The sequence below is a fragment of the Bacillota bacterium genome (genome assembly GCA_013314855.1).
Classification (GTDB): domain Bacteria; phylum Bacillota; class Clostridia; order Acetivibrionales; family DUMC01; genus Ch48.
Map to the genome: position 1 here is coordinate 1 of JABUEW010000114.1, position 13294 is coordinate 13294.

10 protein-coding genes are annotated in these 13294 nt (G+C 36.1%); 9 read left to right on the forward strand and 1 reads right to left on the reverse strand.

Annotation, left to right across the window (positions count from 1 at the left end):
• Positions 1-540 precede the first annotated feature (540 nt).
• The 3 genes from HPY74_16220 (at position 541) to ispD (ending at position 2894) form a co-directional block, all read left to right on the forward strand.
• Complete coding sequence (locus tag HPY74_16220; protein ID NSW92189.1) at positions 541-1020, forward strand: CarD family transcriptional regulator; 480 nt, start codon at positions 541-543, stop codon at positions 1018-1020.
• Positions 1021-1333: 313 nt separating this feature from the next.
• A complete protein-coding gene (locus HPY74_16225) occupies positions 1334-2155 on the forward strand; it encodes a TRAM domain-containing protein (GenBank protein ID NSW92190.1) in 822 nt (273 codons plus the stop codon).
• Between the two features lie 43 nt (positions 2156-2198).
• Positions 2199-2894, forward strand: coding sequence for a 2-C-methyl-D-erythritol 4-phosphate cytidylyltransferase (gene ispD, locus HPY74_16230; protein NSW92191.1), 696 nt, complete (start codon positions 2199-2201; stop codon positions 2892-2894).
• An 11-nt stretch (positions 2895-2905) separates the two neighbouring features.
• Here the strand turns inward: ispD and HPY74_16235 are convergent, their stop codons facing one another.
• Positions 2906-3388 carry a 2-C-methyl-D-erythritol 2,4-cyclodiphosphate synthase gene (locus HPY74_16235; GenBank protein ID NSW92192.1) on the reverse strand — a complete coding sequence of 161 codons (483 nt, stop codon included), beginning with the start codon at positions 3386-3388 and terminating at the stop codon, positions 2906-2908.
• A 331-nt stretch (positions 3389-3719) separates the two neighbouring features.
• Between HPY74_16235 and HPY74_16240 the strand changes: the two genes are divergently transcribed.
• The 6 genes from HPY74_16240 to HPY74_16265 all read left to right on the forward strand — a co-directional run bounded on the left by HPY74_16240 (position 3720) and on the right by HPY74_16265 (position 13063).
• A complete protein-coding gene (locus tag HPY74_16240) occupies positions 3720-5558 on the forward strand; it encodes a B12-binding domain-containing radical SAM protein (GenBank protein NSW92193.1) in 1839 nt (612 codons plus the stop codon).
• A gap of 228 nt (positions 5559-5786) precedes the next feature.
• Positions 5787-6389, forward strand: a complete 603-nt coding sequence (locus HPY74_16245; GenBank protein ID NSW92194.1) for a hypothetical protein — start codon at positions 5787-5789, stop codon at positions 6387-6389.
• Positions 6370-9021, forward strand: coding sequence for a hypothetical protein (locus tag HPY74_16250; GenBank protein ID NSW92195.1), 2652 nt, complete (start codon positions 6370-6372; stop codon positions 9019-9021). Before HPY74_16245 ends, HPY74_16250 begins: the two co-directional genes overlap by 20 nt.
• 32 nt (positions 9022-9053) lie before the next feature.
• Positions 9054-10100 (forward strand): hypothetical protein, encoded by a 1047-nt coding sequence (locus HPY74_16255; GenBank protein ID NSW92196.1) that lies wholly within the window; start codon positions 9054-9056, stop codon positions 10098-10100.
• A 99-nt stretch (positions 10101-10199) separates the two neighbouring features.
• Positions 10200-11567: a TrpB-like pyridoxal phosphate-dependent enzyme gene (locus HPY74_16260; protein NSW92197.1), complete on the forward strand. Its 1368-nt coding sequence runs from the start codon at positions 10200-10202 to the stop codon at positions 11565-11567.
• A 236-nt stretch (positions 11568-11803) separates the two neighbouring features.
• Complete coding sequence (locus HPY74_16265) at positions 11804-13063, forward strand: adenosylhomocysteinase (protein ID NSW92198.1); 1260 nt, start codon at positions 11804-11806, stop codon at positions 13061-13063.
• The last annotated feature ends 231 nt before the right edge of the window (positions 13064-13294 follow it).

A 13294-nucleotide genomic window follows, 5' to 3' on the forward strand; every position in this document is an offset into this window, starting at 1 on the left:
GGTTATAGTGTTATCCGATGACTTAAACGTATGGTTAAATTTATGTAATATTATTATATAATTGGATAAAATTACTAACGCAGCCACTATTAATGGATAAGAATAAAATTTTCATGCTTCAGCTCTGGAAGATAGTTGAAATCTTTGACATTATAATATGTTTGTAGTATACTTATTAATATAACATCACTTTAGTTAAGGCGTTGTTAAGTTAAAATTTTAAGCGGCAACATAGACATGTACCCGATATTATTATTGAGGGAGGTTTTTTTAACGGAAAATAGAAAGAATTTATTTAAATATTGCCTGCAAACCTTTCTAACTGTTAATCAGCGATTGGCATCCAAAGTTCCCGAGTTGCTACAATTTTGTATTTTGAACAATAGCAAACCTAATATATTAATATAATTTTAATATAGTTTTGAAATATAGTTTTGATATTTAATTAGCTTAAGAAATGCCTCATATACTCATATAATAGACTTTGTTTTGTGATAATGTTAAATTATAATTTTGTTGTTATATACGGGGGAATTTAATATGTTTGATGTAGGGGATAAGATTGTATATCCAATGCACGGTGCTGGAATAATTGAATCAATTGAAGAAAGGGAAATATTAGGGCACAGGCAATATTATTATATTGTAAAAATGCCAATAGGTGATATGAAGGTAATGATACCTATCAATAATGTTGATGATATTGGGATAAGAGAAGTTATAGGAGCTCAGGAAGTTGAGAAGGTCCTTGATATATTGAAGGAACAGAACACTAATGTTACTAACAACTGGAACAAGAGATATCGGGAAAACATGATGAAAATTAAAAGCGGTAATATATTTGAAGTGGCGGAAGTGGTTAAAACTCTTATGGTAAGAGAAAAAGAAAAAGGACTGTCTACAGGCGAAAAAAAAATGTTAAATAATGCAAAGCAAATTCTTATAAGTGAATTAGTTTTAGCTAAAGGTGTTAACCAAAGTGAAATAGAAGGCATAATAGATAGTTATCTTGATCTTTAGGGGTGTAAACTGTTAAGTTGTATGTTAGGTTATTACAAATTTATTGTTAAAAAAAAATAATTTTGCAGGGGAGTTAGGTAACGTGGTGAATAATGTAATTAAACTTTCCTTCGCTGCTGTGGGTGCAGTTACTGGGTTTACGCTTACAAGAACTCTTTTTACCTTACAGGATATCAGCATTCCTCAAGATTTGAAAATTGTGATTTATGCTATTGTTGCAGTATTTGTTGCTGTGCTTTTTTATTCAACAGCCACTAGAATAATAGATACAGTGTTCAAAGTTCTGGATAAGCTTGAACACACGGTTCAAAACATGACACTTTACGAGTTGACTATAAGTGCAGCAGGTCTGGTAATAGGCCTTATAGTTGCAAATTTGATAGCAATACCTTTTAACAAGCTCAATGTTGTTGGAGTGCCTATATCCATAGCAATTAACATTTTATTTGGTTGTGTGGGAATAGCAGTTGCTTCAGGGAAAAAAGATGAACCTCTATTCGGTTATAAAAACAATGGACAACATATAGAACCTAAAGTTGTGGACACCAGTGTTATTATTGATGGTAGGATAGTTGATATAATCAGGGCGGGTTTTTTGGAGGGCGAATTGATAGTACCGAATTTTGTCCTTGAAGAACTGCGCCATATAGCCGATTCATCCGACCCGGTGAAAAGAAATAGGGGAAGGCGGGGCCTGGACGTATTGAATATTTTACAAAAAGAGTTAGACTGTACTGTGAGAATTGAAAATATTGATACTCCTGAAGGTACTGAAGTTGATACTGAATTACTCAATGTTGCAAAGAAGTTAGGCGCAAAGGTATTGACAATTGACTTTAACTTGAGTAAAGTTGCAAATGTACAGGGTGTAGGTGTATTGAATATAAACCAACTGGCTAATGCCGTAAAACCCATAGCCCTGCCTGGAGAGGAAATGGTCGTGCAAGTTATAAAAGACGGGAAGGAAAATGGGCAGGGGATAGGTTACTTAGATGATGGCACCATGATTGTGGTAGATGGCGGCAGGAAGCATATAGGTGAGAGTATAAGTGTAATGGTGACCAGTGTCCTCCAGACGGCTGCGGGGAGAATGATTTTTGCCAAGCCTAAGTATAATGTTGAAAGAGTAATGTAGAAATAGAAAGAGTAATATAGAATTAGAAAGGGTAATGTAGCGAATAGTGATAAGCGTAATTATAGCAGCAGCAGGCAAAGGTACACGGATGAATACAAATACTAACAAACTGTATATTGATATTGGTAATATACCTATACTTGCAAGGAGTATTAAAGTTTTCGAGGAGTGTCGCCTTGTAGATGAAATAATATTGGTTGTAAATGAAGATGACATTATTTACTGCAAACAGGGCATAGTAGATAGTTTCAATTTCCGAAAAGTGAGTAAGATAGTTGCGGGTGGGAAAACCCGGCAAGAGTCTGTATTTAAAGGACTTAATGAGGTGGACTTAAGTTGCGAGATTGTCCTTATACATGACGGAGCAAGACCTTTTATCCGGGAGGAGATTATTTTGGAAAGCATAAGGGCTGCAGGTGATTTCGGCGCTTCATGCGTGGCCATTCCCGTTAAGGATACCGTAAAAAGGTCTAATTATGAAGGATTTGTGCAGGAAACCCTGGATAGGGGGAACTTGTGGTTAATTCAAACTCCTCAGGCTTTCAAATTCCATCTAATAATGAATGCCCATAAAAAGGCACTGGAAGATGGCTTTGAAGGAACAGATGATGCAGTACTGGTGGAAAGGCTGGGTGTACCTTTAAAACTAGTAATGGGAAGTTATGATAATATAAAGATTACTACACAGGAAGATTTGGCAATTGCAGATGCAATTATAAAGAGACATCGGAAATTTTAATAAAACTAACCTTAACTTGCAGTAACGCAGCTGAATACCTGTATACCATTTCCCCGTCCAAATTCGGTAAGTCCTTCGCCCGATGTGGCGGTAATTCCGATACAGTTTTCAGGTATCTTTAAAAGCCTGGAGATGTTGCTTCGCATTTCCGGTATTTTGGGAGATATTTTGGGCAATTGGCATTCGATAGAAATTGAGACATGCACTATTTTATTTTCCCCTAAATATTTTAAAGCTTCTTTGAGATATACCGAACTATCAGTGATACCCTCTTCGAGACACAATTTATCGCTTATTTCGCCCAGTATATTAACACAGGTAATGCCTGAAATTGCATTAGTTAAAGAGTGAAGAACAACATCTGCATCGCTGTTCCCTTTCAAGGGAGGATATCCTTCAAAAACCACACCTCCAAGTATCAACTTTTTGTTCTTATTAGAAAAATCAAACCTGTGGCTATCCTGTCCAATTCCGACTTTCATGGGATAATACATCCTTTCAAGGTATAATACACCTTTCCGTATATATGTTTAATAACTAAAGTCTACCATGCATATATTTGTTTTTCAATAACTTTATATGCTATATGGAATAAATTGGTTGAAATTAAAGAGACGGCAGAAGTGTTTTAAATTTTCTTGAATAAGACCTGTTACAATGTTTAATATTATTGAAAATAACGTCAAAATTTTATAAAATAGTTGAGAGAATGGATAAATCATTTATACTGCAGGATTTTAATGGGAAGGAAGCAGACCTGATTTATAAGGTTGAAGAATTACAAAAACTTATAAAATGAAAGGGTAGAGGATAATTGAGGCTTTTATGAAAACGGCAATTATAGCGCTAAATTCAAAATATATACACTCTTCTTTGGCACCCTGGTATTTAAAATACTTTAGCGAGGATTGCTGTGGAGAGATTAAGGTTTTAGAATACACTATTAATGACAATATTGAATGGGTGTTGTCAAAAATATTTTTGGAAAAACCTGATGTTATTGCTTTATCGTGTTATATATGGAGTATTGACTATATATTAAAACTGGTTTCAAACTTAAAGAAAGTACTGCCCCATACCGCAATAATTTTAGGCGGGCCTGAGGTATCATTTGACCCTGAAGAAATAATGTTTAATAATACATTTATTGATTATATTATATGTGGCGAAGGAGAAAAAAGCTTTGGCAAACTGTTAAAGACTTTGCAGGACGGTAGTATTCCAATTGACAGTATTGAAGGATTATGTTACAGGAATAATAAAGGGAAAATAACATATGACGGTAAATACTGCCTTGTAGATAATCTTGATTCTATACCATCTCCTTATACTGACGAAATGTTTAGTGCATTAGGTAATAGGATAGTGTACTATGAAGCCTCCAGGGGGTGCCCTTTTTCATGTTCCTATTGTATTTCCTCTACATTTGAAGGAGTAAGGTATTTTTCGCTGGATAGGGTAAAAAGAGATATCTGTCGATTCATTAATGCCGGAGTGAAACAGGTTAAATTTGTGGACAGAACTTTTAATGCCAATAAAAAACGGGCTAAAGAAATAATAGGGTTTATAATTGAGAACAGCAAGAATAATAGCAAAGATAACAACAAAGTTAGTGGTAAAGTTAAGAGCAGTAACACATGCTTTCACTTTGAAGCTGCGGGGGATTTGTTTGATGATGAAATGCTTGATATTTTGGCAGGGGCTGAAGAAGGCCTTATACAGTTTGAGATAGGAGTGCAGTCTGTTAATGAAGAAACCCTTAAAGAAATAAACCGAAAAACAGATATTGAAAAGGTTTTTAAAAATGTTAACCGGTTAAAATCATTTGGGAATATACACCTGCACTTAGATTTAATAGCAGGCCTTCCCTTTGAAGATTATAGTTTAATGCAAAAATCCTTTAACAAGGTATATGAGCAAAAGCCCCATCAATTGCAGTTAGGATTCCTTAAAATGCTGAAAGGCTCCAAAATCAGATACCAGGCTGAAAAACACGGTTACAGTTTTAGAGATTATCCTCCGTATGAAGTGCTATACAATAAATACGTAAACTTTGATGAAATGACGGAGTTTAAGGGAATTGAGGAAATATTTGAGAGGTATTATAATTCGGGAAGGTTTATTAATTCTTTAAATTTCGTAATAAACAGGTATTTCGATTCACCTTTTCAGTTTTACAAGGAATTTTATTTGTTTAATCTGAAGGCTGGTTACCTAGATAGGGCAATACCCGGGAGAGAGCTATATACTGTATTTTATGATTTTGTAAAAAACATAGTACCGGCCCACGAAAGAGATGTTGGAAATGATTTATTGAAATTTGACTTTTTATCTACTAACAATTCAGGCAACTTACCTGACGGAATAACACGGATAATAGAACCCGAATTAAAGGAAAAGCGGCTTGGCTTTTTAAAGGATGAAAAAAACAGGTCCAGGTATTTTCCAGGCAGCGAGGGTATGGAAGCAAAACGCCTTTTAAGAAACGTGAACTTTGAAGTCTTTGACTATGATGTAACAGAGCTTGTACAAGATGCTCAAAATAATTTAGACGTTAACATTGATAATAATATTATTAGGAAGAAGAGAACGGTAATACTTTTTAATTATACCCAAAGGAATAGAGTAACGGGTTTATATAAGTATTATAAAGTAGACTTGTAATGTAGAATTGTAAAACAGTCTTTTAATCTATGCTTTGTTTTAAAAGTGAAAGCGGCGAATTTAAAACTGCCGACTTTTCGAAATATTTACAAATTATCATGTAAACTATTGAAAAATATGAAAATATATGGTAAATTATTAGTATACTATGTAGTATGCTATATATTAATGTACTACAATATACTACGTAGTAAATAATATTTCGAATGCTATTAAACGGGTGGGGGGGTGAATAATATAAAACCGGAAAATATAAAAGGCAGCATTACTATTGAAACAATTATTATAATTCCTTTTGTTTTCTTCTGTGTTATTTTTGCTATTTTCATTCCTTTAAGGCTTTACAGGGCTGTGTCCATACAGGTGGCAGCAGATTTGGCTGCGCAAAGGGGGGCTGCTGTATGGGATAATATAAATAAAGATATAACTACCGGCAAAATTCACAATAGATCATATGAATTGTACTGGCGTCTATATGACGGCCAGAAAGAGATGAAGGCTCTGAGAATAAAAAACTGGCTGTTTTCCCGTCTGGATGGGAATCCTGTACTTAAAACTAATGAAAGGACAGCAGTGGTGGAAATTAAAGATTACATTATCTTAAAGAAACTGCAAATCGAAGCTGCGGACAAATCCTTCAGAGAAAAAGCATTTGCAGAATCAATGTTGATTGAACCTGCAGAGTTTATACGCAATACTGATTTTTTAATGGAAGTTATAAAAAAAATTGGAAAATATTGTCCGGAAGTAAATAATGTTATAGACGAGCTGAAAAAAGTAATAAATGATATAAAGAATAGGGTGTCAAAAGTTGGTGCTTATGAAAATTAAGAAATTAAAAGCCATCAATCCGAAAACTACAAATTTGAAAACTATAAATATGAAAACTGCCAATAGAAAAGTAACTGACCTGAAAGCTACAAGTCCGAGAACTATTGACTTGAAAGCTACCAATCTTAAGAGAAGTCTTAACGGTAATAAAGGGCAAATAGCCGTTTTTTTAACCATAATTTTTTTATCGATAATTGTTGTAACCGGGATTCTTGTTGATGCTTCAAGGATAATAGCAGGTGAAGCCCATGTAAGGAAAAGTGTTGAAAATGCTGCTAAATCAGTCCTGGCTTCATACAACAGCAGGCTTAAGGAAGATTACGGACTTTTTGCCCTGGGAGAATATAACGAAGCAGAGATCATAGAAGATATAAAACGTTATATAAACATGAATTTGGTAATTGGAGCCGGAGATGGAGGTGGAGACCTTCTAAACAGGGATGGTAAAATAAAACCCATTGATTTTTACGGATTTAGAATAGAAGAAGTGAGAGTCACCCCTATATTTAATTTTACGGGGACGGAAACGGTAAAAAAGCAGATACTTGAGTACATGAAATACAGGGTGCCGGAAAATATTGTCGAAGGTTTTCTTAAAAAAGTCAACCTTTTAAAAGAAGTTGGAGAAATGTCCGAAGTGTACGGCAGGAAAATGAGAATTGAAGAAAGTTTAGGAGAGTTGCAGGACATTCAGCAGGGATTGAAGATAAATATAAGCGGTACTATTGGAGATGGAATATATGTAGATGATTGTATAGAGAAATTCAATGAGGATGGGGTAAGGGACTTGCTTATAACAAAGTATGTGGGCTTGATAGAGGAGTACGGAAATCTGGAGAGGGAGCTTGAGGAAATTGAAAAAGCCTTGGCCATGGTCGTGACTGCGAGTACAGACAATAATATGGCAGATATAGAAGAGGAAAACAATAAAGGAAATAAAGATACAAAAAGTGATGAGAATAATGAGCAGAACCGTATTAACTATCTTAAAACCATTGAGCTTAAAACGATTGAGGAGATTTCTGAAAAGAAGAAAAATATAATTGAGACTTATAATGGACTTAGGGAGGACCAAACAATATCTTTTATAGAACCAAACAGGGAAGCTATTAAAAATGCGAATAAATTGCTTGAGCTTGGTACTGAAGTAAATTTAAGCATAAAAGAACTGAAAGAATTTATAGGCAATGAACTTGAAACAGGCGGCATAAATATAGATATGACCGGTAATACATCATCTCCCGGACAAAGTTTTAAAGATATAATAATGGAAGAACTAGAAAAACTAAGCAAACTTATTCCTGATGAAGCAGATATAAAAAGAATGATTATGGTTTTTGAAAACAACATAAAGGCTCTCGAAAAAGCCGTAAATACTTTGGATGAAGTGGAAGCAAAGCTGGAAAGGAACGATATATCGGATTTGACAAAAGAGGGAGTATTTGAAAAGCTTAGTGAAGTTAATTCACATTACAAGAAAGTAGAATATAACTATTATTTAACAGATAAAGACACTAAGACAAAAGACCCGAGGAAGATACTTGAGGAAATTGCCAGGAATGTTATGAAAAAAGACGGAAAAGAGGGTGTGGACATGATAGATGCAGGAATTAACATTGATGAGCTGCCCTCAAAGAAAAAAATTATGGAAGAGGACTTTGATGACGAAGATGTAAGTTATCTTGACAATTTTCCGACATCAGCAGAATATGAGGGGAACCTTGAGGAGCTGGAAAAAGAAATAGAGTTTTCAAAAATATCTGCCGTTTTTTCAAAAAAGGCAATTAACTTTGTTTCTTCAATAGGCAAAGCGTTTTCCGAAAGATTAGAAGATATAAGGGATATGGTTTATATAAATGAGTATATTATGAGAGTATTCGGCAACTATGTAGAAGCAGGGAATACTTCAGGTACTTCAGCGGAGAAAATGAAAGAGAGGAAGGAATCATTTTTTAATGCCGAGGTAGAATACATACTTCATGGGAGCCCTTCGGAAAATATCAATGTGTTGAAAACCAAGGGCCAGATACTTTTGATAAGATTCGTTCTCAACACGATTCATGTATATATTGATGCAGAAAAAAGGCAACAGGCTTCCGCAATAGCCACGGCATTGGCAGGATGGTGGACCGGGGGAACAGGAATACCTATTGTCAAAAACCTTATCATATGTGCATGGGGCATGGGTGAAGCTATTCTCGACTTAAAAGATTTGATTGGAGGGAAAATTGTACCCTTGTATAAAACAAAGAAAGATTGGAAACTGGATTTGGATATAGGGACAGACACCCGGGAAGCCATGGATAAAATGTGTAATTATAATGATTATAAAACAAATGATGAAGCCGGAGCTGAAGAACATATATTTAACTTAAACTACCAGGATTATCTCAGGATATTTTTATTGCTGAAAAATACCGAGCAGGTATTGGGAAGAATACAGGATATTATTGAAATAAATATAGGAAAGGTAAAGTCCGGATTTAAAATGGGAAACACATACGCGGGCATAAGGGTTGAAGTGGAGGTTTCAATGAAGTATTTGTTTTTAACCCGGAATCTTATGCCTTCAAATTTAAAAACCCATGATGGAAGGCATCTTTTCCGTATCCTTTTATATGAAGAATATTAAGGTGCATATTGCAAATGGGGGTTTTAGTGTTCATGAAAAAGAATAATAAAAAGGGAAATACCAGGGGATCTGTTACTATAGAGGCTTCTATTGTTCTGCCCTTTTTCCTTTGCGTGGTCATAACAGTGGCTTTTTTCATAAAAGTAATTTATACCCATGAAATAATTCAGCATGCATTAAACCAGACCGCCAACGAAATATCCCAATTGAGCTATATATACCATATAAGTGGAATTAATGAATTCTTTGGGGAATTTGAGGAGGAGCTGTTTCAAAAACCGGATGGAGAATTGAATAAACTGCCGGATATTCCGGAAGAATTGAGGGAAGAGCTTTATGCGCTTATAAAAGGGATGTATGAAGATGATTTAAATAAACTCTTTTCTACTTTAGCTAAAATATACATGAGAAAATACTTTATGAGCAGTGAAGCAAAAGATCCTGATGAAAGGCTAAGAAAGCTTAATATTGATGGAGGGATTGATGGGCTGGATATGAGCATGTCCGGCTTTTTTGCAAATGACAGAAACGATATTGATCTGGTAGTAAAATATATGATAGATATACCAATACCTATAAAGATATTTCCACCTTTATGCTTTATTCAAAGAGCCGCTGTAAGGGCATGGCTCTATGGGGACGAAAAAATTGAAAGTGAAGAAGACATTTGGTCTTTGGATAATTTTACCAGGGGAAGAAAAATACGTGAAATATTCGGTGCCAATCTTCCTTTTAATTTTCCTGTGATAGCAAAATTTAGTTCAGGTACCGCCACCATGATTAAAAGCATGGACTTGACTGCAAAATCATATCAAGAGCCTGAAATTACAAGCAAGAAAATACAAGTTTACATAAATGAGCTGGCAGAATATAACGGGCAGGAAAAACCCTGGGGACAGGGCGGCATTGTAATAAAACGAGAAGAAATAAATAAAAAAGAGTTGCTTCTTGTAATACCTGAAAATCCTATAGGTAATGGGGTTATAAAATCTTTGGAAGAGTGCAAAATCTATGCAAGTGGGAGGGGAGTTGTATTAAGAATAGAAAGGTATGGGTATAAGAAGGAAGTTTCAAAATAATTTTTTTTGTTGACGTAGTATTTATTTTTTGATAGAATTAATACAAAATTTTAGTATCTCCTCAGAAGAGATGAGAATAGATAAGGAGAGATGAGAAAGATGAGAAGAAATAATGTTACAAAAGTTATCCTTAAAGAAACTGATATCCCAAAGCAATGGTACAACATTGTAGCAGATATGCCGAATAAACCGGCACCTTATTACAGCCCCCAAACAGGTAAAATTGCTACACCTGACGATATGTTGGTTATTTTTCCAAAAGAGTTGATAATGCAGGAAGTTTCAACCGAAAGATGGATAGATATTCCCGAAGAAGTCAGGGATATGTATGCCCAGTGGAGGCCATCACCCCTTTATAGAGCAAGAGCCCTTGAAAAGCTGTTGGATACAACAGCAAGGATTTACTATAAATATGAAGGTATAAATGCTACAGGAAGCCATAAACTGAACACTTCCGTACCTCAGGCATATTATAACAAGGCTTCGGGGATAAAAAGACTTTCTACGGAAACAGGGGCAGGCCAGTGGGGAAGTGCATTGAGCCTTGCTTGCAGTCGTTTTGGTATGGATTGTACTGTTTATATGGTTAAGGTAAGTTATGAACAAAAGCCTTACAGGCGTTCTTTCATGCAGACCTTCGGCGCAAAAGTTATTCCAAGTCCAAGCAATCTTACAAACAGCGGAAGGGTGATATTGGCTAAAGATCCAAATTCCTCGGGCAGTTTAGGTATTGCAATTAGTGAAGCAGTAGAAGATGCTGCAACTCATGAAGATACAAACTACTCCCTTGGAAGCGTATTGAACCATGTATGCCTGCACCAAACAGTTATTGGATTGGAAGCGAAAAAGCAAATGGAAATGATTGATGAATATCCGGATGTAATTTTTGCCTGCTGCGGTGGAGGAAGCAACTTTGCCGGAATTGCCTTCCCGTTTTTAATGGATAAGTTTAACGGTAGAAAAGTAAGGGCAGTAGCTGTAGAGCCTACTGCGTGTCCAAGCCTTACAAAGGGAATTTTTGCTTTTGATTACGGTGATACTGCAAAACTGGCTCCTATTGCTAAAATGTATACACTTGGCCATGATTTTGTGCCTGCAGGCATACATGCAGGAGGTTTAAGGTATCATGGTGCATCACCAATAGTAAGCCAGCTTTATCATGATGGAATTATTGAAGCTGTGGCCTATGGGCAAAGGGCTGTTTTTGATGCCGCTGTAATGTTTGCAAGGGCAGAGGGAATAGTGCCTGCTCCCGAATCGGCGCATGCCATAAAGGCAGCAATAGATGAAGCGTTAAGAGCGAAAGAAGCGGGCGAAGAAAGGGTAATACTTTTTAATTTAAGCGGACACGGTTATTTTGATATGGCAGCATATGACTATTACTTTAGCGGACAAATGGAGGATGTAGAATATTCGGAACAAAGCGTGAAAGAAAGCATAAAAAATCTGCCTAAAGTAGAAGAATGAATTTGCCTTAAATATAAGCGTTATTATTTTTACGATTGCATATAATTGTTAGCTATAAGTACCTGCTTTTTGCCGTATACCCTGTGTGGAATAGGGTAAGAGAATTAAAGCAGGTACTTTTTTATTAAAACACTTTACTAAAACAGTTAATATAAGAGATAATAATTAATATGAGATAATCCGGAGAAAGGGGATAATCCGGAGAAGATTCTATAACAAAGGAGGATTTAATGATAATGAAATGTGATATAAGGGATTTGTCGCTTGCTCAAAAAGGTAAATTGCGTATAGAGTGGGCAGAGCAGCAGATGCCGGTATTGAAGCTGATAAGGGAAAGGTTTGCAAAAGAAAAACCTCTTGAGGGAAGGAAAATGTCATGCTGCCTGCATGTAACGACAGAAACCGCAAATCTTGTAAGAACACTAAAAGAAGGCGGTGCCGATGTGGTGTTATGCGCATCTAATCCTCTTTCCACCCAGGATGATGTGGCCGCATCCCTTGTTGCAGACTACGGGATACCCGTATTTGCAATAAAGGGCGAGGACAGGGATACCTATTATAAGCACCTGGTTGCAGCGATAGAGCATGGGCCGGGTATCACGCAAGATGATGGAGCAGACCTTGTAGGATTGCTTCACAAGGACTACAAGGATACTTTTTTAAAGAAGGTGATGGGCGGTACCGAGGAGACAACGACAGGAGTTATCAGGTTAAGAAGCATGGAAAAGGATAATGCTTTAGAGTTTCCCGTGATAGCTGTTAACGAATCTGCCACCAAGCATCTCTTTGACAACCGTTACGGTACGGGACAGAGCACAATAGATGGGCTCCTGAGGTCGACCAATATACTGATATGCGGAAAGAATTTTGTTGTTTGTGGCTACGGATGGTGCGGTAGAGGAGTTGCCATGAGGGCTAAGGGAATGGGAGCAAATGTCATTGTTACTGAGGTGGATCCCATAAAGGCAATAGAGGCTGTTATGGATGGTTTCAGGGTGATGAAATTGGAGCAGGCCATGCCTGTTGCCGATATAGTTGTTACAGTAACAGGGAATTTGAATGTTGTTGATGAGAACCATTTTAAAATAGCCAAGGATGGTGCCATTTTCGCTAACTCCGGGCACTTCAATGACGAGATAAATATTGAGGTTTTGGAGAAACTGTCTGTTTCAAAAAGAAGGGTAAGAGATTATGTGGATGAGTATACCCTGAATAATGGGAGACGAGTGTACCTCCTTGCAGAGGGAAGGCTTTTAAACCTTTCTGCAGCTGAGGGACACCCTGCTATAGTGATGGATATGAGCTTTGCAAACCAGGCCCTTGGGGCGGAATACATCGTGAAAAACGCTGGCAAACTTGAAAACAAAGTATATGTGCTTCCGGAAAACATCGACAGGGAAATAGCAAGATTAAAGCTTTTGTCAATGGGTATTGAAATAGACAAACTTACTCCTGAACAGGAAGAGTATTTATCTTCATGGCAGAGCGGAACATAAACTGTAAAATGATTAAGCTAATAATATTTAATGATATTATAATTATTATAATATATTATTATAATATTATAAAAGACATTATATATAATTATAGATGAAATATTCAGAGCTGAAGCATGAAAATTTTATTCTTATCCATTAATAGTGGCTGCGTTAGTAATTTTATCCAATTATATAATAATATTACATAAATTTAACCATACGTTTAAGTCATCGGATAACACTATAACC

Excerpts from the sequence above, each read along its gene's own strand:
- HPY74_16220 (NSW92189.1), top strand. The coding sequence starts at position 541 with ATGTTTGATGTAGGGGATAAGATTGTATATCCAATGCACGGTGCTGGA.
- HPY74_16225 (NSW92190.1), top strand. The coding sequence starts at position 1,334 with ATGACACTTTACGAGTTGACTATAAGTGCAGCAGGTCTGGTAATAGGC.
- HPY74_16235 (NSW92192.1), bottom strand. The coding sequence starts at position 3,388 with ATGTATTATCCCATGAAAGTCGGAATTGGACAGGATAGCCACAGGTTT.
- HPY74_16240 (NSW92193.1), top strand. The coding sequence starts at position 3,720 with ATGAAAACGGCAATTATAGCGCTAAATTCAAAATATATACACTCTTCT.
- HPY74_16255 (NSW92196.1), top strand. The coding sequence starts at position 9,054 with ATGAAAAAGAATAATAAAAAGGGAAATACCAGGGGATCTGTTACTATA.
- HPY74_16260 (NSW92197.1), top strand. The coding sequence starts at position 10,200 with ATGAGAAGAAATAATGTTACAAAAGTTATCCTTAAAGAAACTGATATC.
- HPY74_16265 (NSW92198.1), top strand. The coding sequence starts at position 11,804 with ATGAAATGTGATATAAGGGATTTGTCGCTTGCTCAAAAAGGTAAATTG.